The sequence below is a fragment of the Allocoleopsis sp. genome (assembly GCF_036703385.1).
In the GTDB taxonomy this organism is placed as follows: domain Bacteria; phylum Cyanobacteriota; class Cyanobacteriia; order Cyanobacteriales; family Coleofasciculaceae; genus Allocoleopsis.
The window spans coordinates 1-24687 of sequence record NZ_DATNPA010000393.1 but is presented as its reverse complement, the minus strand read 5'-3'; the positions used below and the strand labels follow the sequence as shown (position 1 = coordinate 24687).

The following is a 24687-nucleotide window of genomic DNA, read 5'->3' as shown; positions in this document are numbered from 1 at the left end:
TATCGCCCAAAATTCGGGTCGCACCCTACTGCTTGTGGCAGATGGTTTGGGTCACGGGCCACAAGCCGCCCAGGCATCGCGGGAAGCGGTGAGGGTATTTCGAGCGAATTTGAGCAAAAGTCCCAAAGAGATTGTTGAGGCAGCACACACCGTGTTGCGAAGTACACGCGGTGCAGCTTTAGCGATCGCGGAAGTTGATTTTGAACGCCTGAGTGTGCGTTTTGCTGGGGTGGGAAACATTTCGGGCACGATTCTAGCTCCCGAAAAAACCAACAACCTGGTTTCTTACAATGGAACGGTTGGGCATGAGGTTCGCAAGATTCAGGAATTTGTCTATCCGTGGCCCAAAGGAGGACTTTTGGTAATGCACTCTGATGGATTGGGTACACAGTGGGGCTTAGACCGTTATCCTGGCTTAGTAACTAAACATCCTAGTCTGATCGCGGGAGTTTTGTACCGAGATTTCAACCGAGGTCGTGATGATGTCACCGTGTTGGTTGCTCGTGAGGGGGGATAGGGTGATGGGGAAAATTCCCAATCCAAAATCCAAAATCTAAAATCTAAAATCTAAAATGGTAATAAGTGCAACGATCCTCACAATAGAAATCCACTTTGAACAAGATGTCGTTATGACCCGTCAGCGAGCACGACAGATTGCTGAACTATTGGGTTTTGACGCTCAGGATCAGACGCGCATTGCTACGGCTGTTTCGGAAATCGCCCGTAATGCCTTTCAATATGCCCAGGGAGGAAAAGCTGAGTTTCGAGTGGAAGGTGAATCGCCTCAAAACCTTCTGATTTGGATTCGGGATCAGGGACCAGGCATCATCCATCTAGAAGCCATTCTGGAAGGACGGTACACATCGGCAACCGGACTGGGGTTAGGGATTATTGGCTCCAAGCGACTCATGGAACACTTCGCGATCGAGTCTGCGCCCGGTCAGGGAACCTCGGTGAAGATGGGAAAACCCTTACCGAATCGTGCTCAGGTGGTGAATGGGCGGCGCTTGACGCAGATAGCGGATGAGTTGGTTCAGCGATCGCCGAGTAATCCGTTTGAACAAATCCAGCAGCAAAACCAAGAACTCCTCCGCGCCTTAGCAGAACTCCATAGGCGAGAGGAGGCGTTAACTCAGCTCAATCGCGAACTCGAAGATACTAATCGGGGTGTCGTAGCGCTGTATGCCGAGTTGGATGAAAAAGCCGATTCCTTAAAACGAGCCAATGAACTCAAAACCCGTTTCTTGTCAAACATGAGTCATGAGTTTCGCACGCCGCTTAACTCTGTGATTTCTCTATCTCGGCTGCTGTTAGACCGAATGGATGGTGAATTAACACCAGAGCAGGAAAAGCAGGTAACGTTTATCCGCCAAGCGGCTGAAGGGCTTTCAGAGTTAGTGAACGACCTCTTAGACTTGGCAAAAGTGGAGGCGGGAAAAATTGTCGTGCAGGCGGACGAATTTGAGGTGAGCGAACTCTTCGGAACCCTCAGGGGAATGCTGCGCCCTCTACTGGCTCACAACTCTTCAATTGCTTTGGTCTTTGAAGAACCCCGTGATATCCCGACGCTATACACCGACGAGGGTAAGGTTGCCCAGATTCTGAGAAACTTTATTTCCAATGCTCTCAAATTCACGTCCACTGGTGAGGTGCGAGTATCCGCTGTACGGGTTGGCAATACAATCACCTTCTCCGTCGCCGACACCGGCATTGGCATTACACCGGAAGATACAGAGCGCATCTTTGAAGAATTCGTCCAGGTGGATTCTCCCCTGCAACGGCAGGTCAAAGGCACAGGACTGGGGCTACCCCTGTCGCGTAAACTCGCGGATTTATTAGGCGGAAAGGTTTGGGTTACCAGTCACAGGGGAGTTGGCTCTACCTTTTTTGCGTCCATCCCACTGGTTTACCCTGGTTCTAATCAAGAGTCAGCTTTGTCGCCCGTCTCTTGGGAACGAGACCCCCAGCGCTTACCCCTACTGGTGGTCGAGGACAATGCTGAAACTATTTTCACTTACGAGAAGTATTTCCAGGATTCCATTTATCAGCCCTTCCTAGCACGGACACTTTCCGAAGCCGAACAGGCACTGACGTTGTTCACTCCCACCGCGATTATGTTAGATATTTTGCTGGAGGAGCGAAACACCTGGGGATTCATTGCTGAATTAAAAGGGAATCCAGCCACCCAAGAGATTCCGATTCTCGTTGTCACGGTGATTGATAATGAAAAGCAAGTTAGGGCTTTGGGGGCGAATGCTTTCTTAGTTAAGCCTGTGGATAGATGGTCACTATTGAACCAAATCAATACGCTGATAAAGCGGAATAGGCAACAAAAGCTCTTGCTCATTGACGATGACCCTACATCTCAATATGTGTTAAGGCAACTCTTAAGTGACACTGACCTGAATATTCGTGAAGCCGTCAATGGGCGTGAGGGTATTGAGCTGGCTCAAGCCGAACAGCCTGATTGCATTATTCTCGATCTTTCCCTGCCAGAAATGAGCGGAACCAAGGTGCTATCGTTGCTCAAAAGTGGCAATAAAACTAACGAGATTCCGGTCATTATTAATACCTCAGAGTCGCTTGAAACAGAAGAGCAAAAGAATCTGGCACAGAACACCGTGGCGATTCTTTCTAAAGAAACAGCCTCCCAAGAAATAGCGATCGCGCAGGTTAGGGAAGCACTGGTAAAGGCGGGGATAGCACTGAAGGCTTGTGAGAAAGGGTATGTTTGATCAGCAGTTAATCACAATCTTGCATGTAGACGATAACGAAACCAATCGCTACGCCGTCAACCGCATGTTAAGACGTGCAGGGTTTAATGTGATTGAAGCGGTTACGGGTGAAGCCGCCCTGCATTTAGTCGATCAAGCGAAACCCGACTTAATTATTCTGGACGTAAGGCTACCTGGTATCGATGGATTTGAGGTCTGCCGCCAACTCAAAGCCAATGCGACTACGGCCTTTATTCCCGTACTCCATCTATCCGCTAGTTTTATTGAAAGTCGGGACAAGGCACAGGGGTTAGACAGCGGTGCAGATGGCTACCTGGCGCAGCCTGTAGAACCGATTGAATTAATTGCCACTATTAGAGCTTTGCTTCGCATTCGACGGGCAGAGGAGTCCGCACTCACCTTGGCGCAAGAGTGGCAAAGCACCTTTGATGCCATGAACGATGGAGTTTGCCTTCTCAACCAGGAAGGAAGAATTATGCGCTGTAATAGCGCTATGACGAGGCTTTTAAGCAAACCCTTTAGCGAACTCATTAGTTGCCTGCATCAAGAGCTAATGCCATCGACCTTGGGTTCTGTTGAGGCAACTCCCTTCACGCGTGTCCAGCAAACTCGTCAACGTGAGAGTCAAGAGGTTCAGTGTGGTAGGCGTTGGTTTTCTGTAACGGTAGACCCGATCTTTCAGGATGGGGGAACGTTTATCGGTGCTGTTTACGTCCTAGCTGACATTACAGACCGTAAACAGGCAGAGGAAGCACTTCGAGTGAGTGAAGAGCGGTTTCGCCTGCTGTTAGAGAATGTGACGGACTATGCAATTTTCTTCCTCGACACCCAAGCGCGTATTATCCGTTGGAGTCTGGGCGCAGAACGCATTTTCGGCTATCAAGAACCAGAAATCTTGGGAAAACCAAGTTCAATCATCTTTATACCTGAAGACCTTCAAATCGGTGCAGACAAAGAAGAACTGGAAACAGCAGTGGCGGAGGATCGAGCTGAGAATGAACGTTGGCATATCCGTAAAGATGGTAGCTGGTTCTGGGCGAGTGGCATCGTCACGCCCTTACGAGATGAGGCGGGACAGCTGCGAGGCTTTTCTAAAATCATGCGTGACTTCACCGAACGTAAGCGAGCGGAAGATGAACGCAACCAACTACTGGCTCGTGAACAAGAGGCACGCGCTGCCGCCGAAGCCGCTAACCGATTGAAGGATGAGTTTTTGGCAACCCTGTCTCATGAACTGCGATCGCCTCTCAATGCGATGCTGGGATGGACACGCTTACTCAATAGTCGGCAGTTTGACGAAGCGACGACGGCGCGGGCACTACAGACGATTGAGCGCAGTGCGAAATCGCAGGCGCAACTCGTGGAGGATTTGTTGGATGTCTCCCGGATTATTCAGGGTAAGCTCCGCTTAAATACCCGTCCGGTTGAACTGGTTTCAGTCATAGAGTCCGCGATTGAGACAGTACGTCCCGCCACTGAAGCGAAGGAGATTAGCCTCCAATGTGTGCTTGACCCGGCAACAGGCTCAGTTGCGGGCGACTTTGACCGCTTGCAGCAAGTCGTCTGGACTCTGGTATCAAATGCCATCAAGTTCACGCCCAAAGGAGGGCAGGTTCAGGTGCGATTAGAACGCGTGAACTCCCATGTTGAGATTATTGTGAGGGATAGCGGTAAAGGAATCGACCCTGAGTTTGTTCCCTATGTTTTTGAGCGCTTTCGGCAAGCTGATAGTTCTAGCACCAGAGTCTATAGCGGTCTAGGACTGGGGCTAGCCATTGTACGACACTTAGTTGAACTGCACGGCGGAACCGTGCGTGCTCATAGTGAAGGTGAAGGCAAGGGTGCCACCTTTACCGTTAAGCTGCCGCTCATTCCTGTCCGCGTCAAGCGTCACTTAGATGGACACGTCCATCCAACCGTTGCGGGAGTGCCATTCGACAACTCGCCAACCCTCAATGGGGTACGAGTCCTGATTGTAGATGATGAGGTGGATTCGCGAGAGTTTCTCGTCACCGCACTGGAGCAGTGTGAAGCAAAAGTATTTGCATTTGCCTCTGCGAGTGAGGCATTGGAAGCTTTAGCAAGATTGAAGCCAGATGTTTTGGTGAGCGATATTGCGATGCCGCTTGAGGACGGCTACAGCTTAATTCGCAAAGTTCGGCAACTTTCGGCAGAACAAGGGGGACAGATTCCAGCGATCGCCCTAACCGCCTATGCTAGAGCTGAAGATCGCATGAAAGCTCTAGCCTCTGGCTTTCAGAGGCACATCCCAAAACCTGTGGAACCCGCCGAACTCGCGACTGCGGTGGCAAGTCTCACGAGGGCTCAATATAGCAGTTCTTAGTTGCGTGAAGTACAGAGCGAAAAACCTAACCCCCAACCCCTTCCCTACTAGGGTTGCGGGAGTAAGAATCAAAGCCTCTCTCCTTGTAGGAGAGAGGTCAGAGTGTACCGCATCCAATCGAGAAGAGCTATAAATTCTGCTGGTGAATTCTTATCATTGCCATTGGCATCGAAATTCTTCAAAAACCTCAGCGTCCCTCAGCGTCCCCCTTCGCGCTCTCTGCGTTAAAAAAATATAATTCCCATGCCAACGGATTCGATATCATTCTAAAACTTCCAGCACGGCTTTCGGCGAAAGCTTATCCTTAAACCAAATCACTTTGGCGGGTACATTCGCCACCTTGACCCCTGCTTTCTCCAAATTCAGCCGCTCAGAAATAGCAATAATTAAGTTATCGCATTCCGCTCGACGCACCTGAGCAAATTTCTTTTGTAAGTACTCCGGACGCCAGAATCCAATAATTTCAAGTAAGAAGATACGCCCATCAGGATGAACCAGGCGGAAATCAGGAATCATCACACTCCCAGGAATGGGAATCAGGTCAACTTCTCGCTCTAGTATCCACTCGGTTTTTAGCGAGTCCCAGCGGTTAGCAAAGGCCGCTTCTAACATACTGTCATAGGGCTTACCAGGGGGATAGTGAGTCTCTAAGCCACAATTATCATTCAGGCTGAAACGCCCGGTTTTCGGAGTGCCGTTATAGGGGTCGCGGCTTTGTAAGGTTGCCGTCAGACTCCATTTGGTAACGTGCAGTAAAGCTGGCAGAAGTTTTGCGATCGCTAAACCATAGCGGGTACTCGGCTTAAATAAACTGGTCGGGCCATCAATGGTAATCGTGAAGCCGTGGTCGGCGTCGCCTTCCACATAAGTCATTAACTGAAATAGCTTTAAATAGCGGAATAATAGCTTGTACTCACCAGGGACATTGCGATGAGCATTGAGCGCCATCTGACTTGCTCGGTAAAAGATTCCCTGCACTTGAGATAAGTTGTAGCGGTGAATTAGTGCCTCCGGTGCGGGGTCATCAAACTGGGTCAGAATCCGATTCTCCTGTAAATCTGCATAAAGACCAACACGAATTTGCTGGGGCAAGACTTCATGGTTTAACTCTTTGCTCAGGGTAATGCTGAGCGTGTCCAGAGTTGCCTCGGACGCTTGGACACTGGGCACAGCTTGGGCGGCAAGGGTAAAAACGCGCTGCCGCAGTTCTTTCGGTTCGAGGGGACTGACCACTTCAAAGGTGCAGAAGCTGCTTTTGAGAATATGAGCAAGACCTCGTTTGATACGGTAGTCGGGACTATCGCCTTCAAAGTCCGACAACTGTCGATCCAGGTCACCTTGAGTGCTACCTACGGCCTTTTGGAAGCAGGTGATTAACTCTGTCGCGATCGCACAGGTTTCCGAGTTGATCGGCAACCGTTTGGGAATAATTGTTTCCCCATTTTGTCGATTTATTAACAGCTCAGTGGGTAGCATGAATTAGTTTATTCTTTGAGCCAATAATAGTCATAGTAGTCGTGCGATAAACTATAACGCTGCACCTGAATAATTAGGTTGTCTCCATTCGGTGTGGGATACCGCCTTCACCATCAATTCCGATGGTGTTGCTATCGCTGCATTATCCGGGAATTTCCCGTATTGTGTCGCGTAAATGTATCAGTATCAATACAGTTGAGTCAAGTAGTGGGATGCTCACCACAGAGGGCATTAAGGAGGGACACAGCGCTAGCGAGTAAGCAGGTAAAAACCCGTTTGTATAAGCAAATATAAGTGTTTTAGGTACGGTGATGGACGATGAGTAGAGTGATGCATCGGAGACGGGGTTCAACCCATGCTATCTACAGAACCCTAGAGTGCCGACCCGATAGCTTCGAGGATTGGTACCAGCAGGGGAATGCGTTGTTCGACCAAGAGCGCTACGAAGAAGCCCTCGCCAGCTATGAAAGAGCTTTAGAGTACAATCCAGAAGATTATTGGGCTTGGTACGGGCGAGGTGATGTTCTGGATGTTTTGGGATGCTATGAAGACGCGCTGGCTAGCTATGACAAAGCGTTAGAAACTAAGCCGACGGACTACTGGGCGTGGTGCCAGCGGGGTCTTGTGCTGCGGCAGCTGGAGCGCTATGAGGAAGCGATCGCTAGCTATGATAAAGCCTTAGAAGTCCGCCCTGATGACTACTGGACTTGGTATAACAAAGGACGTGTTGCGTTAGAAGACTTAGACAGGTACGAAGACGCGATCGCCTGTTTCGATCAAGCGTTGGAAGAACGCCCGGACGATTACTGGAGTTGGTACCGTAAAGGGGATGCCCTGCGTCAGTTGGAAGATTATGAGGAAGCGATCGCCTGCTATGACCAAGCGCTTGACCAACGATCGCAGGACTACTGGGCATGGTATCGTCGGGGAGACGCTCTGCGTCATTGGGGGAAACTAGAAGACGCGCTGGCTAGTTATGACAAAGCCTTAGAGACTCATCCCGAAGACTACTGGGCATGGTATCAGCGAGGGGAGCTACTGCGGCAACTAGGCCAATATCAGGAGGCCATTACCAGCTACGATAAGGCGCTGGAAACCGAACCCGATGATGAATATGCTTGGTATAACAAGGCTTGCTGTCATGCCTTAATGGGTGAGGTTGAACAAGCGATCGCTAGCGTGCAAGCAGCAATTTATCTGAATCCTGCTGAATATCAAGAACTTGCTACAACCGACTTAGATTTTAATAATCTGCGGGGGAATGAGCAGTTTAAAGCTGTGGTGTTTGACCAATTTCCTCGCCAGAGAAATGGGCATTAATCAGTGACCAGTGACCAGGTTTCAGGGGAGGATTGATACGAAGTTGTGTTCAAATAGGGAGGGGAAAAAATCAAAGCCTCTCTACTTGTAGGACAGAGGTTTTCCACGTCCCGTGAAAACTAAGTGAGAAAGATGGGTTGAATCAACACGAAATCAAGAAAATACCCCAGCACGAAGACTGGGGTAATTTTTGGGCTTAACAGAATCAATCACAAATTAGTCAAACTTTCGATCAGCAACTACCGTTCCAACTGACCCATTTGTGGGAGACACCGGTATGTGCAACTTCCCCGCTCATTTCTGCGCCCATCAAATCGGTCTCAGTTAGGTCAGCACCTATCAAATCGGCACCTATCAAGGAAGCCCCAGTCAGGGTAGCATTTTTCAAGCAAGCCCCACTTAAATCGGTACCACTGAGTTCAGCATCAGTCAGATTCGCGCCTGTGAGATTCGCTCCATGCAGGTTGGCGCAGCGCATATCAGCACCACTGAGGTCTGCACCACTCAGGTTTGCCCCAGTCAAGTCGGTACCGATAAAGTTGACTTGTGTTAAATTGGCACCGGTCAAGTCAGCGCCACTCAAGTCCGCATTAGTTAAGTTGGCGCAATGGAAAGATGTTCCACTCAGTTCAGCCCGACTTAAATCCGCTCTACTTAAATCAGCTTTACTTAAATCAGCCCTACTCAAATTGACTCCACTAAGAGAAGCATTAGCTAAATTCGCTTCTTGAAAATTCCATTCTCTAGCGGCATATTGATTCAAAAGGTCTTGTGCTTTCATAATGTTTAGTTCCCTGTTTTTTCACATCTAGGCGGCGTTGAGTTAAAGAGTTTTTGTGTTAAGTTTTATCCCATTGGGTTCAAAAAACTCACCTCAGCCACCTTATCTATCAGCTGAACAAGCCTCCTCTCACACATCACACAAAGTCAAACTTCCCGACCCACTTGCAGTAATTGGGCGGTCGAGTCCGCTTTGACTAGATAGCTAGTTATTTGGGGAAAAAGTATTAAAACATGCTGCACTCAGAGCAAAGGGCTTTGAGTGCCGTAGTGCTAACTAGTGGTAGCGGAATGTTGTTTTGTAATTAACTTTACCAAAAGCTTACAGTAACCCTAAGCTTTTAGTTCTATCGTTTAACAGAAGTTTATCTCAGTAATCACTGGGACGACTTTTTGTGAAGTTATGTGAGTGGGATGAAGCGATCGCACTCTACTAGTCAGGTGCTTTGCTAGCTATCTACTGGGTAGAAATGCAGGAATATTTGGGCGGTGCGATCGCACCCTACTACTCTAAACTAGTCCGACTTTCTTAAGCGCAACTTCAGCCGCACGTTTCTCAGCATCTTGTTTGCGGCGACCTGTACCAACACCGTACACTTTACCCTTCACACGCACTTCTGCCTTGAACTCCTTAGCATGGTCGGGTCCATACTCATCGATAATGAAATATTCAGGATTTTGGACAAAATTCGCCAATGCCCATTGTTGAAACCGACCCTTGGAGTCTACAAGATTTTTAGGGTCACTGTCGGACTGAGGGAAAACAATGCTGTCAGCAACCGCAGTAAATAATGGTTGAACAAATTCACGGACAGCTTCAATTCCCGACTCTATAAAATAGGCGGCAATATAGGCTTCCAGGGTATCGCTGAGCAACGAAGGATTTTCGCGACCTCCTTCTTTAATGGCACCTTTTCCCAGTTGGATCAAATCACCTATGCCTAGCTGGGTAGCAAACTTGCTTAATTGCTTCTCGTCTACTAAGTTAGAGCGAAGACGAGTCAGTTGAGCTTCGCTCATGTCTGGATAGCGCTTATAGAGAAGTTCACCAACCAGAAAACCAAGTACAGCATCGCCCAAGAACTCTAAGCGCTCGTTATGCTCACCTGCATCTGGGTGTTCGTTGACATAGGAACGGTGAGTAAGGGCTTGCAGCCGAAGCTTTTTATCTTTAATTGTTGGAAGTTTAGGCATTTCTATCTCTTTATTTTTTAGGAAAATTAACGAAGTCAATTTCAGGTAACTTGCTCACAAAATGGAATTGTACTTACCCAGTAAAATTCGTCAGCAAGCTTAATCAGCTTCTGACTCACTTGAAATTGAGCAAAAACTATGACTTTTTTGCCCTTAGCTTTTAATTCACGAACTAAGTTAGCAAAGTCTCCGTCTCCAGACACGAGGATAACTATTTTAATATCTGGATTGTTGAGAACAGTGCTTTTACAATCAGCTATTAATTTGTGGTCTAGACTGTTTGGCTTGAACGACGCAATATTTATGCAATCAAAATCAAGCTCGTATAAAGCTTTTTCAAAGCTTTGGTTTTCATGCCGCCAATAAGCGTAGGCTCTTTTGATAACCGCAATTCCTTGAGTACTGGCAAAATTCAGTAAGCAATTAGCTTGATTTAAATTAACTCTGACGTTCTGGCAATCCCAATAAAACGATACCAAAGCTTTCGGCTCATTTGTTTTCTCTTGTCTTACTTTCATTTGTATCTCCATTGATGTTTTTGTTTACTCGACAGCGTCGGTAAATCACGCACCTAGCGCCAACGGAGTGTTGTTCAAGGGAGTTCCAAGAGGCAAAAATTCTCAAGCAAAAGCTAGTCAGAAGTAGCAATTAATGCTACTCCCGACTCAATCATTAGCTTGGGATAATCTTCTATCTGGAAGTCCATAAAAAGAGAACAACTCACACTCTACAAACACTTTTTATGTGTTGCTAGGTGTGAGCTGATGTCTCACATACAGTATATGTATGTATACATATACCCATCTATATTCTGGTATGTAATTAGTAGGTAAAATAGCTATATATTTAACTAAGTAAGCAGTTCTTTAACTAAAGACTTAGCTAGATACCTAGCTATGCTATCAACTAATCGCATATCAAACTATACATACCTATATGTATATGTATATATACTGTACATGAGACAGCAGCCCACGTTTTGCGCTAAATGCTGATGTTTTAGGTATGTGTATTGTAACACTCAACGGATTCAGCGTCAAGGGAATTCATCAAAGTTTATAAAATATAAGCAATTATCCCCATAGGATATTCATTTCAACGGGAGCAAAACCCCTGATGTGCGCTCGCTCATACCAATTTCATAAAATAGTGCAACGCTTAGAAGATTCCCCTAAATCTCCTCGTATGAGCTCCGGCTTAAAAAGGGGGACTTTAAATCCTCAATGTGTTCCCCCCTTAATAAGGGGGGCTAGGGGGGATCTGATCTGTAGCGCCATTAAATGAAACTGGTATCACCCTTTAACAGCGAGTTCTTGGAACAAGGGCAAGAGTCGGTCAACATCCAGCAAAAAGACAGTTAGTGTTGCTTCCTCCTGGGGAATAACAGCCACATGACTCGCTACATCCAACGTATCCGCACGGCGATAGGACTCTGGTAAAACACGAATCATCGCGCGAGGTACATCCATTAAAGCTGGAGTCTCAGCGACTGGAATGCCATAGAGTTCACCCATTGTATTTTGAACAACAACCAGATAACCGCTTGGGTTAGATTCGCTGATTAGGTTAGATTTAAAAAATTGCCGATGCAAGTCTACAACAGTGATTTCATCCTCGCCTAAATGAGCGACTCCTATCGAGCCAATCCCACTGCCGTAAGTAGAGGTGTGATTAACCACTTTATAAACCGATTCAATCCGCAGAGCTAGATTTAAACGGTTCATGCTAAAAACGACGAGCTTTAAAGCTGATGTTGCCTGTCGAGTTCGTGAAATCTCAGGTTCACCAGATTCTAAGTGAATTAACTGATTGTTCATTGATATTTAGTAATGGGTAATGGGTAATGGGTAATGGGTCATCAGGAAAAGTAAAAAGCCTTTTTTCTTTTCCAACTCCCCATCTCACGATTAACAATTACACAGGCATCCGTTCAAGTGTACGTTGACCCATGAGCTGCTTGATTGCCAATAAAAACTCCTGTTCCAAGTAAGGCTTGGTAAAGTAAGCGCTGGCACCTAATTGCATGGCCAACCATCGGTGTTTATCATTACTGCGAGAGGTAAGCATGACAACAGGAATTTTAGAAATTTTAGGGTCTTGGCGACGATGGCTTAAAAATTCAAAGCCATTCATATTCGGCATTTCAATGTCACAAATCACGAGTTCCACGGATGGGGTAGCTAAACCCTGCCCACGAACATCTGAATTTTGCTCCAATCGTTCGATCGCTTCTCGCCCATCTCTAGCCTGCAAGACTCTTATCCCCGCCCGTTCTAAGCTGAGAGCCAAGGTTCTGCGCAAGGCGACGGCATCATCAACCACTAAGACAGTAGGTACTTTAACGGTTTTGCTAGCAGTTAGGCTCTTGTTGCGTGATGCATTGTCCTGTTGTGCTGACTCAATCCCCAACGCTTCTAGATTCAACCCATTGCTTGTCGCTGTTGCGTCTGCGTTTTGTGTTAAGAGTTGATCGAGGAGAACCGTTGCATCAATGACAGGAATTAAACTACCATCCCCCAAAATAGTACAACCATAGGTCGAACTGGGAGGAGCGATCGCAGACCCAAAGGGTTTGATTACCAGTTCTTGCTCTGTAACTAGACGATCAACCTGTAAGGCCACAAAGGTGTTCTCTTGGCGAATCACTAGCATGGGTAGCGCCCAATGATCAGGCGTGGGTACTGCCAACAAGGAGCGAGTGGGAGACGTGTCTGGTAAGGGGCAGGCATACTCTAAGAGTTCGCTCAGTCGATAGGTTGGAACAATTTCTTTGCGCCAGTGCAAAAACTGCTGTGTTCCAGATTGTTTAATCTGCTCTAGTTTGGGAATAACAATTTCTTCAATACTGTCGGACGGCAACGCCAAAGCTGTCGAACCACTGAAACAGACGAGTAACTTGGCAATGGTTAAGGTTAACGGCAGACGTAAGGTAAAAGTGGTGCCAACTCCAGCCTCAGAAGAGACCGCGATCATGCCTTTTAGCGATCGCAATTGCGATCGCACCACGTCCAACCCTACACCCCGTCCCGAAAGCTCACTCACTTCGTTCGCGGTGGAAAATCCGGCCTCGAAAATCAAGTTGAACAAGCGATTCGCTGGTGTTGTAGCCAGTTGTTCGGCTGACAATAATCCCAGTTCCAACGCTTTACGACCGATTCGTTCTAGATTTAAACCTTGACCATCATCCCTGACTTCAATGATCGTTTGGCTACCTCGGTGGTAGGCTCGAATTTCAATTAAACCTTGTTCCGGTTTCCCCTGCTGTTGCCGGATTTCTGGAGGCTCGATACCATGATCGAACGCATTCCGGATTAAGTGCAGCAAGGGATCGAACAGTTTTTCCAGAACCGCTTTATCCACCAACACAGCTGTACCACTCAGTTTCAAACTGACGGGTTTGCGATACGTCGTGGACAAATCGCGCAACATCCGAGGAAAACGGTTGAGCACTTCCCCTAGGGGCAACATTCGCGCCCACATCAGTTCATCCCGCAGCTGAGTCAGCATTTGTCGCTGCCGTTCCAACGTCTGATCAGTCGCCCTAGCAAACAAGACAATATCATCAACCGATTCTTCAAGCTGCATCATCTCTTCAAGCAGCCCTTGTAGTTGGGATTGCAGGACACCGTAGTTGTCCAATTCCAGAGAGTCAAAATCATCAAAATCAGAGCGGGGGACCTTAAACGATCCCAACTGGTTTACAGAACCTGGTAGTGCCTCTTGGCTGTAACGTTCTGGAGCAATCAGCATCTGATCGGACAGATTCTGCAAGTGAGCTACCTGATTTTGCACACGGGAAAATCGATTCAGCAGTTCTCGAACCGATCCCTGTAGTTGCTCATTTTGCAGGGAAAGACCATTGCGGTTGATTGCCAGCTCACCCACCACATTATTCATCCGTCCTAATCGCTCCACATCAACCCGCACCGATAGGTTAGGAGTAGGAGCTACTTCACTCTTCGCTCCGGTTGGAGAATTAACCGTGGTCGAATCTTGAAGATTGACGCTAGAAGTGGGTGTCAAGCTATTAGCGATCGCCTTTGGCGCAGCGCTTCGCTCCATCGCTTCTGTTCCTGATTCAACAAGCTCTGGTAAACTCTCAAAGATTTGCTCAATCTGCTGAATTGCAACTTCTAAAGTCTCTGGTGTTGAACTTAGTTCAATCTCTGCGAAAGTCTGTTCTTGAAGTGCATCGGATGTGGATGTCACCGGGACAATGGCGCTTGAAGTTGGAGCGTCTATCTCTACAGGAATGAAAGCATCCCCAAAAACCTGCTCTAACGTAGGAATCTCTGCTTGTGCCTCTTCCGTTATTCCTCTAACTTCAGCCCATTCAACCTCTAGAATTTCACTGTCTAGCGTATCTGTATTTGCTTCAAGAGCGATGAGTTCTTCGGAAGAGTGTTCAAAGGCAATCGTTGTAGGGTCAACAATTGCTCCTGAAATCGCAAGATTTTCCTCTTCATCAGTCGTCTGCGTCTCTGCTACTATTTCTGGCATTGTGAGTGGCTCACTCATCTCTGTTTCAGGGGTAGCAATTGCCCCGGCAAAGATGTCCTCAAGTGAGGGAATAGGCTCTTCTATTTCTTCAGAGGTTAGCTCGAACAGTGAAGACCTGGCTTCTTCAGTTTGTTCAAAATTAAACTCAAATAGTGAAGAGATAGTGTCTTCATTTGGCTCAAGACTCGGCTCGGATAGTGAAGGGATAGTGTCTTCACTTAGTTCAAGATTCGACTCGAATAGTGAAGGGATAGTGTCTTCACTTAGTTCAAGACTCGACTCGAACAGAGAAAACAGATCGTCTTCAACTGGTTCAAAGCTCGGCTCAATGATCGAAGGTATGGTCTCTTCGCTTCGTTCAACGCTCAGCTCGAACAGGGAGAAGATGTCTTCTTCCCTAGGTTCAACGCTCGGCTCTAGATTGACAATTGAGTCGGCAGCGGGAATAGCCGTCGAGTCACTTAGAGGGGTGGTCGTAGAGTTCGCTAAGGCAACTAAAGCTGGAGAAGGTTTGATCTCGACACAGGAGCTAGTCGTAGAAGCATTACCTGCCAACACAGCTTCTCTAGCCTGCTGAAAATCAACCAACGCTAGTTGCGTAATTTCTAAAGCACGCTCAGGGTAAGCCTCCAGCGCGGCTAGGGTAGCTTGAGCGATCGCGCCAAAGTCTGGCAGATGCAGAAACTCGGCAAACCCAGCAAACACCTCAGCTTGTGCCCTAAGTTCTCCCGCCACTTCGTAGCCTTGAGGATTCGCGACAACAGCAGCGATGCGTTCCAGTCCCTGAGCCACATCCACTTCAAAAATAGACCGAGTCATATCCACCCCCAAGTCAGCCGAAGTGGGGATATAAGTATCAGCCTGGTTCAAGGCGTCGGCAAATCGCTCCTCAAGCTGAGCGAAGATCGGTTCGGCTAAGTCAAAGGCTTGCTCTGGGTCAAAATAACCGGTTTGAATCTGCTCCATTAAAGGGAGACGCAGGCAGTCATAGGCTTGCAGCAGTTGGCTTTCCAGGTCAGTATCGATTTTTAACTCATCGCTGTAGAGTACCTTGAAGATATTTTCTAAGCGATGAGCGAGGGTAGCGATCGCTTCGAGTTCTACGCTAGCGGCTCCTCCTTTAATCGAGTGAGCAAATCGCATCAAGTTGTGAACGCTAGCTGTGTTCTTCTCCTGCTTCAGGATGAGTAAACCTGATTCGATCGCCTGCAACAACTCAGGAGCCTCTTCGATGAAAAACTGATAGGCTTGGTCGCGAATTTCAGGATTGAGTGCCATACAAAGGGTTGGAGATTGAATGTTGGAAGGTTGAATGTTGCAGGTTGAATGTTGAATGTTGAATGTTGCAGGTTGAATGTTGCAGGTTGAATGTTATAGGTTGGAAGACTGAATGTTGCAGGTTGAATAGTTCGGAGGAGCTATATGTAGTGTCCTATCAGCGGAATGGTAGAACTTGCTAACCTTCAGCTGCAACTGACGAACTTTCAACCTTCAACTTGCTAACCTTCAACCTTTAACCTTCAACCTTCAACCTACTAACCTTCAACCTACTAACCTTCAAACATTCAAACCTTCAACTGACTAACCGACTTTGAACTGACCCACTTCCGTTTCTAGCGTTTTCGCCACTTTTAGCAGTTGCTCGAAGGAAGATGATACAAAGGTGGCTTCCTGGGATGTTTTTTCGGCGATCGCTGCTACGTTGGTCATGGTTTGGGTCACGGCTTCTGAGGCTTGGGACTGAACAACGGTTGCTTGGGTAATTGATGCCACCAAGTCGCTAATCTTGGTGCTGGTCGCTGTAATCTTGTTCAGACTTAGACGGGTTTCATCCACGAGTTTGGTTCCCATGACGACCTGCTCAGTACCCGCTTCCATTGCTGCAACCACCTCATTGGTTTCCCCTTGAATCGCGGCAACGAGCTTTTCAATTTCGTTCGTGGCTTCTGCTGATTGCCGTGCTAGCGATCGCACTTCGTCCGCAACCACTGCGAAGCCTCGTCCTTCTTCCCCTGCGCGTGCTGCCTCAATACTGGCGTTCAGCGCTAGCAGGTTGGTTTGTGCGGCGAAGGTGCTAATCAGGTTAACGACGGTAGAAATCTTTTGCGATGATTCACCCAAGTGCTTGACTTTTTTTGCTGTTTCTGCTACTGTCTCGCGGATGGCGAGAATACCATCAACTGTGCGGTTCATGGCTTCGTCACCTTCTTCCACCGTTTGAGACGCTTCTAGTACAGCCGCTGAGGCTTCCTCCGCGTTGGCAGCAACCAGTCGCACCGACTCAGCCATTTCTTGTGCTCGCTCTAGAGCCAGCGAAATTTCCTCAGCTTGGCGCAAGGCTTCTTGGGATAGCGATTGAATTGAGGCTTCGTTAGTACCAGTGGTTTGGGCTACCTGGCTGGCAGCGGTTTGCACTTGAAGTACGATTTTCCGCAAGTTACCAACCGTCGCGTTGTAGGAGTCTGCGATCGTACCAATTTCATCAGCGGTCACTTTCGCCCGGATGGTCAAATCCCCTTTACTGATTGGGTCTACTTCCTGGAGAAGTTCCAACGCACGCTTTTGTAGGTCTTCTTTTAGCTGGCGCTGTTCTTGGGCGAGTTGTTCTGTCTGTTCTAGTAGGAGCACGCGGTCTAGGGAGAGACCCATCTGAGCGGCTAACTGGGTGAGGAAGTTGATTTCAGGGGGTTGCCAATTGTGGGGGGTTTCACAGTGGTGAGCGATCAGCAACGCATAAGGCCGACCTTCATTGAGAATCGCCACCTCCACGCTGGCTTTGATTTCCAGGCGTTCCATGATTCTCAACTGCTCCGGCGCAAGATTGGCCTCTAGGATGTTATTGATTGGCTCAACACGACCCTCTAGAGAGGCTTGAATCTGCTCGTCTGAAATCAAAGAGTGATCGATTTTAGTGATCAGGGCACTCGGCCAACCTCTTCCTACCGATTCAGCGACGATCTCTCCACCCCTGTCAGCGGTGAAGCGATAGATCACAACGCGATCAACTTTGAGGTTTTTGCGAGCATCATCTAAAATTTCACCGAAAAGAGCGTTCAGTTCCTGCGAACTCAACGCACGAGAACCCGTTACTTTTGTAAGTAAGAGGGCACGCTCAGCTGCCAGTGTTTGTTCTTGCACGAAAATCTGTAGCTGTTCGGCCATCACGTTGATGTTTGCCCCCAGTTCGGCAATTTCATCTTCCCCTTGGACTTCTAGACGAGTGTCCAGTGCTCCCTGACCAATTTTGTCCACTGCGCCTGCTGCTGAGAGAATTGGACGCACCGTGCGGTTAGTGAGGAAAACTGCGATCGCACTCACCAAAACGGCTGTCACAAACGTACCGAGCGTTATGGCTAGGAGTAATTGTGCTTGGGGCGCAAAGGCGATGTCTGTCGGTGTAGCAATGACGGCTTGCCAATCTAGATTGGGCAAGCCTTCCAACTCTCTAAACTTAATAGAGGCGAACACCTTCTTTTTCTTGTCTACCTGATCGTTAAAGACTAAAGTACTGGGCTTGCTTTGGGCTTGAAATTTAGACAAGCCAGGGAAAATGGGTAGAGCCTCTTTAAACTCCTTGCCCTTGACTGAACTTAAGAAAATTTTCTCAATAGAGTTGTCAAGCACATAAAATTCGTCTCCGTCCGTACCGAAGTTTGCCACGTTATCCGCGAGAGTGGCTACTGGTAGACGGGCGCGGATAATCGCGATTGTCTGACCAGTAGCCTTATCTTTAACGGGTGCAGCCAGGTTAATGGCAGGCTGATCGCGAGTCGCAGATACGGCGGGAAGGAGGGCATTACTAATATAAGGCTTGTCTGTTTTGAGTACCTGCTGAAAATACTCCCGATCGCTTTGGTTGGGTAAGGGGTCACTTTTCGATTGGAGAATTACATCGCCCTTGAGATCTACTACGGAAATGAGATCGTAGACTTTGTAAGCTTCGACAATGGAGTTTAACTGGTTTTCCTTTTCCTCCACAGTTAGTTTGTCTCTAAAAAAAGCAGTGGTTAGGAAATTACGGATAGCCAATGTCTGAATATCTGCATAACGCTCCCGCATGAATCGCTTGAGCTTGTCTTCTAGACCGACGGCGCGTTGAATTTTAGAGGTGTTAATTTGGTTAGAGATCGATTGGCCAGCGAAAAAATAGGCGGTGACCCCTGTTAGTAGCACTGGGACGGTACCCAGGGCAATGGCGAGTGCAGTGGCTTTCGTTCGCAGACTGCTCCAGCGCCAACCCTGTTTTTGGCGATCTGCAAAAGGTGCTTTTGGCAGCAGAAATCCGGGCTCTGTTACTCCTGTCTGATAAACAGGCGGGATCGGAATCCCCGTCGTTCCCCCCTCTATTTGAATCATCTTTGTAGGTGGAATACGACCATTCGCGTCATTTTTGGAAGGCTTGGGAGAAATCTGAGTCATCGAACGAACCTCATCAAAAATAGGAAATTATTTGCCAGTGCTTTAACGCACAAAAAATACAAGAAAGTCCGAAGGTCTAGCTAAGTTAGACCTGAGTGAGCTATTGAATTGAAATAAAAAATGTTCGGCGAAGTCGTACCCATAGGGTTGGCCTGACAATACTGATACCATTTCTCCGTAGTAATGCGCTTAATTCATTACCCCCTGTAGTCCCCCTTAGTCAGGAGACGGCGACAGCCGGGGGTTCATAAAGTGCAACTTCATAGTGAATTGGTATGATTTAATGTCCTCGTATCAACTATCGTGCTGTACAAACAGCTAGGCTTAGAAAAAGTTGGGAATTCTCACCCACTAATAACCATCCAGATGTACTGATAGTCCTAATCAAAATTGCTGGAAGCCTGTACTTTATCTTGCGAAATCACAGGTTTTGGATTGATTTTGGCATCGCCCCAATAATGGCTTGACCATCCATAACCACTAGCATTTCACCGTTTGGTTTCAACCAGTAACCCCGCAAAAATGGAGCAAGTTCAGGGGTAACAGTGGAAGCTGGCGGGGATTGAATCCAATCGGGATTACACCACTCAATATCTTCTACACGGTTAACCACAACACCTAACATTTCGCTCTTAACATTATTCGGTGCTGGTGAGTTGGCACGAGCTTGTAGCACAACAGCCCTAAAATCTGAAGTACTATTCCCCTGTTCGTGCCAAGGTGTAAGACCCACCAAGTGGCCTAAATCTACCATCCAGAGAATTTCACCCCGCCAATTGTAGACACCCATAACCCAAGCAGGCATGTGAAAAATAGGCACAATTTGCCCATTAGCTATTGTCAGCACCTCAGTCAGTTGTTCCATTGGCAATAGGGCCGTTGTATTCGGCATCAGATGAAACCGTAAAAACTGCTGGATTCCTTTTGAGGCAGCGTTGTTCGTGGGTAGTAATCGGGAATCTGGAACTGAGAAAGAGTTAGACATGGATTAAGAAAGGTTTTAGCATATCAAGACAAAGTCCAAGGTGTAGCCAAGTTTTAGGGTAAGGAGTAATACGAAGTAGCGACCTTTAAAGGTCATGCAAGGTCATGGGTAGAAAGAGTGAAGGATGGAGTGCAAATCGTGAGAAAATTAGGTGTGAATACTTGCCAATTACCAAGCCAAGAGAATGACAGCTGAAACAGGCAATTGGTACAGGTTTACAATTTTATTCTTCGCACAAGATAGTTAAGGAGCGTGTCGCTATCTGTCACAGCGAAACCTACCTTAGAGAGAGAGGAATTTATCACCCTCTCCCCTTAATGGCTAGATTAACGCTAAAGGCGACCCCAAATTAATTCCACATTTCCCAATCGTTTTTTGTAGTTTTTTATTCTTCTCTCATTAGTGATTAGGAATTAGGGCAGGCTTGAAAAATCCCTAATGACAAATGACTGATGACTCATAACTACAATTAAAGATAGAGAACAGAGGAACCTTTTGAGACGATACCTTAAGCCTTGATTAGTTGTTTAACCGTGCGGACGAATTCTTCCTGATCAACCGGCTTGGATAAATAAGCATCTGCTCCCTGTTTCATACCCCAAAATTTATCCATTTCGCCTCCTTTAGTGGAGCAGATGACAATGGGGATCTTGCTGGTAGCAGCAGCAGATTTGATCTCACGACAAACTTCAAATCCGCTGGTGCCTGGTAAGACAACATCTAGAATGATAATGTCAGGTCTCTGGTTGTTAAGTTTGACTAGCGCTTCTTCTCCACTGTTAGCCGTCACAACATTGAGGCCCCCCTGCTGTAAACAGCGAGTCAGAATTTGCATATCGGTCATGGAATCTTCAACAACAAGGGCAGTGTTCATGATATTTTCCTCATTCAATACACAACAGAAATTGGTTAATAAAGGTTGAAGGTTATCAATCTTTTAACCTTCACTCTTCATCCTCTGAGCACCCTGTTTTAAGTGCTTGCGTAGTACGCCTAGCACTATCCCAGCATCTATCGGTTTGCTGAGAAAATCTGATGCGCCGACAAGCTTGGCCCGAACGCGATCGACGATGCCGCCATTTCCAGTCAAGATTACGATCGGTGTATCCCGGAATGTAGAGAGCTTGCGTAGCTGAGCGCAAATTTCATACCCGTTGGCATTCGGCATTACTAGATCTAAAAAGATCAAATCGGGCTTACGGGCTAACAGGATGGCGAATGCTCGCATCGCATCATCCACGCCTAAAAACTGATATCCGGCTGCCACTAGTAAGGCTTCCATTGTTTGCCGAACTAAAGGACTATCATCTACACAAGCGATCAGTGACCCTGTTGGTTCTGCCGGAAGCAGCGGCGTTTCAGGAACAGGTGTGTCAACTGGACTAGGGAAGTCAGGGATGCTAATCAGTTCCATTAACTCCAATTGAATGTAGGGTTGGAGTGAACGGGTCACTTGCACAATATCCTGCTTCATCTGCACGGCTAGCTCACGCAAAGTGCGTTGCCCATTGAGCAGCTGAGTCAGTCGTTGGTAAACGGCTTCGGATGTCCTCTGGCGCAGTTCCTCTGGTCTCTTGATGACGGGTGCGGCGTTAGGAGAATAATCAGCAATCGTCGGATTGCGCCAAATTCGTGAATATTCCTGAACAGCTGCGATCGCTTCTTGTACATCAACCAAGACAAGGGGCGTTGATAAGGAGTTATCTTGATTGATTTGATAAATCACGCGCATGGCTTGCACGAGATCGCACAAAACTTCAGCGATCGCTGAGCGAATCATGCTGGCAGCTTGCTCACTCGTAATTTTTTGCTGTGCTACCCATGCGCTCAACAGCTGATATTCCCAGCACAGTGTAGAGGATGTAGTCTTAAGACTCGCAAGATCACGCTGTAGGGTTGAGCGATAAGCCAGTAAGTGAGGGCAGTGAGCCTCTAAATTTCTCTGCCACCGTCTGACTGGATGAATCCCCCCTGTGGCATACACGATGTGACCCAAGTACAGATAAAAGACCCATTGTTCTTCCTTTGAACTGGTGAACACAAGTTGGCCACTAAACCGAAGCCGTTTCAGCGTTTCGAGGAAGCGCATTTGCTTCCCAGCTGTAAACAAGCTAGTCGAGGCAAGAGGAGGAGCCTGTTGAACATTTCTCACTACACATTCTCCCTAACGAATTACCTAATAAGTCCTGGAAATTAACAGTTTTGATGTATTTTGATTACTCGAATACGCACCTAGCATACATTTTGTAAAGCCTTTGTTCACAATTAGACACCAGAAAATAACGTGAAAATTCACTGCTCTACTGAAATTCGATAAAGTAGAGAACAGAGAAAAATGAACTCAAAAATAGAAGGCCGATCTTATTCGTTTACGACCGAAAAATGAAAGCAAAAGGTTGCAACCATCCAGAATTATCTGTGGAGGGAAATGTTAAGCTTTCGCCTTTTTGGGGAAACCCAAAATTTTTCTTGGGGGACATTTAGAATTCTGTCTTGGGTGTTATGGCCTCTGGCTCTTGGTCATCTTCATCTTAACTAACTGTGATACGCTTTTGAAATACCTGTATTACAAAAGCTTCTCTATCATTTTTATCATTAATATGTATCAATGTCGAATGAAATTCGAGACTTTATAAATTCTTTTTTTCTTTGTTAAAGTTTTTTGAAAATCTTTATATTCATGATTTCGCCAGCCGTTTCCGGATAAATTTTAAATTTAGTTAGAGCCATTTAAAACCTATTACAATTATTTTTCGATAACAATTTAAAGATAGAAGCGATCAAGAGCATGTTAGGCTCTCCCCTCTCTCCATGTGTAATACGATGTCTGACTAAGCCAATCTTAGGAGTTGAGTTTTTGGATGCAGTTCGAGCCATCAGGTAGTTGACTTGATATTTCCGCTGAACCTCTCCCCCTGCTCTCGACGTAAAATAACTGGGGAATCAATAACTGGGGAATTGGGAAGTCGCAATACACATGGTTCGTACCCCTACTTTAGTGTTCGATCGGGGCACCTTACTTTTACATCCACCGCCACGGGGGAAAAGTTGGGTGGATTATGCGACTTGGGATGACCGGGTTGAGAAGTTTCGCATCCTTGCCATGCACTATCGTCAGTTGGTGGAAGCCCTGCAAGCGGAAGGGACTGACTTTAACGATGAGGCGAAGGAATTTTCTCCTTTAGAATTGGTTCCCAGCTTTGAGATGGAGCCTTATCCTCATCAGACAGAAGCGCTTTTGGCTTGGAAGCAAGCAGGGCGTCGAGGGGTGGTGGTACTTCCGACAGCAGCCGGGAAAACCTATTTAGCTCAACTGGCAATGCAAGCGACGCCCCGCACGACGTTGATTGTAGTGCCAACTTTGGATTTAATGCATCAGTGGTATGCTCACTTGACCGCTGCTTTTCCGGACGCCGAGGTGGGATTGCTGGGGGGAGGTTCACGGGATAAAACCCCCATTCTGATCTCCACTTACGACAGTGCAACCATCCATGCTGAGTCTTTAGGGAATCAGTATGCCATGCTTGTGTTTGATGAGTGCCACCACTTACCCACTGACTTCTATCGGGTGATTGCGGAATATGCGATCGCACCTTACCGTTTAGGACTTACCGCCACTCCCGATCGCTCCGACGGTCGCCATTGGGATCTTAACGCCTTGATTGGGCCAGAGGTCTATCGCAAAAAACCGGAAGACTTGGCGGGTTTTGCCTTAGCTGAACACAAGCTGGTTCAGATTAAGGTGAAACTGTCCCAAAAAGAACGCGATCGCTACAATACCTGCATCAAACTCCGCAACGAGTTTTTGAAAGAATCGAAAATTTCCCTAGGAAGCCTTGACGGTTGGCAAAAGTTTGTCATGGCAAGTGCGCGATCGCAAGCTGGACGAAGAGCCATGTTAGCCCAGCGGGAAGCCAAGGAAATTGCTTCCGGTACCGATGGTAAGCTCAGGATTCTGACTGACTTACTGACTCAGCATTATCCAGAGCGCACCCTCGTCTTCACTAACGATAACGCCACTGTTTACCGAATCTCCCAACAATTACTCATCCCAGCCATTACCCATCAAACGCCAGTGAAGGAACGACATGAAATCCTCACTCGCTTCCGGGAGGGAGAATACAAAACCTTAGTAGCATCCCACGTTCTCAATGAAGGGGTAGATGTTCCAGATGCTCGTGTGGCTATTATTTTATCCGGTACGGGTTCAAGTCGTGAGTATATTCAGCGATTGGGCAGGGTGTTGCGTAAGGGTTCCGATGATAATAAGTTAGCGCTGCTGTATGAGGTGGTTGCGGAAGATACGAGTGAGGAAGGGACATCATTGCGTCGGCATGGTTCAGAGGTGAAGCAGGAACCACGCAAGCGCGGAGGGTACACAGAGGTTGAGAAGCCGAAGTTGAAGCCACAACAGCTAGAAATTTTTCCGTCTCAACCGATTTATGAGGTGAATCAAAAGAGGACGCCGAAGGCAGCAGAATCGACGGCTGAGTGGGGAGATGATGACACACCGATTGTTTTTTGAGTACTTTTCCCAGATCACAGCGAAGCAAGATGGGACAGATAGCATGAAATCGTAGCGCTTCGTCAAATTTTGTATAACAAGATACTAAAATCAGAGTAATATAGATATATGGCTTCTGTTCTCAAGCCTGGTGTTTGAGGAGTAAGTATGGGCAAACTAACCCCAGGGCAAGGGCTGAAGGGAATGTTCTCTATAACAGAGTCATTCCATCAATCGATGACAGTAACAGATTTACATATTCTTCCCCTCGGTATTGCTTACTCTCCTAGGTAGAATGTCACTGACTTAAGGGAAAAGTGATCGTTTCTTGGGAAAACCCAGATTGGGGGGTTTCCCCCCAAACCCCCCCACTGGGGGACGGAGTGCCTCCCCCAGACCCCCTGCACAAGGGTTCATGGGTGAGGTAAAG

At 47.2% G+C, this 24687-nt stretch carries 15 protein-coding genes; 5 read left to right on the top strand and 10 right to left on the bottom strand.

Annotated elements, in window-relative coordinates; translation table 11 throughout:
• From V6C93_RS19495 to V6C93_RS19485, 3 genes are all read left to right on the top strand, one after another.
• Positions 1-517 (top strand): PP2C family protein-serine/threonine phosphatase (locus tag V6C93_RS19495; RefSeq protein ID WP_333478331.1); only part of this gene is annotated, 517 nt, incomplete at its 5' end.
• Positions 518-629: 112 nt separating this feature from the next.
• Positions 630-2735: an ATP-binding protein gene (locus tag V6C93_RS19490; protein ID WP_333478330.1), complete on the top strand. Its 2106-nt coding sequence runs from the start codon at positions 630-632 to the stop codon at positions 2733-2735.
• Positions 2728-5079: a response regulator gene (locus V6C93_RS19485; RefSeq protein ID WP_333478329.1), complete on the top strand. Its 2352-nt coding sequence runs from the start codon at positions 2728-2730 to the stop codon at positions 5077-5079. Before V6C93_RS19490 ends, V6C93_RS19485 begins: the two co-directional genes overlap by 8 nt.
• Positions 5080-5340: 261 nt before the next feature.
• Here V6C93_RS19485 and V6C93_RS19480 read toward each other — a convergent pair whose 3' ends face one another.
• The gene (locus V6C93_RS19480) at positions 5341-6555 is read right to left on the bottom strand and encodes a DUF790 family protein (protein ID WP_333478328.1); all 1215 of its coding nucleotides are present in this window, start codon (positions 6553-6555) and stop codon (positions 5341-5343) included.
• Positions 6556-6885: 330 nt separating this feature from the next.
• On the opposite strand from V6C93_RS19480, the gene V6C93_RS19475 reads away from it, so the two are divergent.
• Positions 6886-7875 (top strand): tetratricopeptide repeat protein, encoded by a 990-nt coding sequence (locus tag V6C93_RS19475; protein ID WP_333478327.1) that lies wholly within the window; start codon positions 6886-6888, stop codon positions 7873-7875.
• Between the two features lie 232 nt (positions 7876-8107).
• On the opposite strand, the gene V6C93_RS19470 is transcribed toward V6C93_RS19475, so the two are convergent.
• From V6C93_RS19470 to V6C93_RS19430, 9 genes are all read right to left on the bottom strand, one after another.
• Positions 8108-8656 carry a pentapeptide repeat-containing protein gene (locus tag V6C93_RS19470; protein WP_333478326.1) on the bottom strand — a complete coding sequence of 183 codons (549 nt, stop codon included), beginning with the start codon at positions 8654-8656 and terminating at the stop codon, positions 8108-8110.
• 509 nt (positions 8657-9165) lie between these two features.
• On the bottom strand, positions 9166-9849 hold the full coding sequence (rnc, locus tag V6C93_RS19465) for a ribonuclease III (protein WP_333478325.1): 684 nt from the start codon (positions 9847-9849) through the stop codon (positions 9166-9168).
• Between the two features lie 41 nt (positions 9850-9890).
• Positions 9891-10367 (bottom strand): NYN domain-containing protein, encoded by a 477-nt coding sequence (locus V6C93_RS19460; protein WP_333478324.1) that lies wholly within the window; start codon positions 10365-10367, stop codon positions 9891-9893.
• 774 nt (positions 10368-11141) lie between these two features.
• Complete coding sequence (locus tag V6C93_RS19455; protein ID WP_333478323.1) at positions 11142-11666, bottom strand: chemotaxis protein CheW; 525 nt, start codon at positions 11664-11666, stop codon at positions 11142-11144.
• Positions 11667-11763: 97 nt separating this feature from the next.
• Entirely contained in the window at positions 11764-15627 is a 3864-nt protein-coding gene (locus tag V6C93_RS19450) for a hybrid sensor histidine kinase/response regulator (protein ID WP_333478322.1), read from the bottom strand.
• Between the two features lie 303 nt (positions 15628-15930).
• Positions 15931-18768, bottom strand: coding sequence for a methyl-accepting chemotaxis protein (locus V6C93_RS19445; RefSeq protein WP_333478321.1), 2838 nt, complete (start codon positions 18766-18768; stop codon positions 15931-15933).
• A gap of 421 nt (positions 18769-19189) precedes the next feature.
• Positions 19190-19753, bottom strand: coding sequence for a chemotaxis protein CheW (locus V6C93_RS19440; RefSeq protein WP_333478320.1), 564 nt, complete (start codon positions 19751-19753; stop codon positions 19190-19192).
• A gap of 508 nt (positions 19754-20261) precedes the next feature.
• Complete coding sequence (locus tag V6C93_RS19435) at positions 20262-20627, bottom strand: response regulator transcription factor (protein WP_333478319.1); 366 nt, start codon at positions 20625-20627, stop codon at positions 20262-20264.
• A 63-nt stretch (positions 20628-20690) separates the two neighbouring features.
• A complete protein-coding gene (locus V6C93_RS19430; protein ID WP_333478318.1) occupies positions 20691-21905 on the bottom strand; it encodes a response regulator in 1215 nt (404 codons plus the stop codon).
• An 825-nt stretch (positions 21906-22730) separates the two neighbouring features.
• Between V6C93_RS19430 and V6C93_RS19425 the strand changes: the two genes are divergently transcribed.
• Positions 22731-24278 (top strand): DEAD/DEAH box helicase family protein, encoded by a 1548-nt coding sequence (locus V6C93_RS19425; RefSeq protein WP_333478317.1) that lies wholly within the window; start codon positions 22731-22733, stop codon positions 24276-24278.
• The last annotated feature ends 409 nt before the right edge of the window (positions 24279-24687 follow it).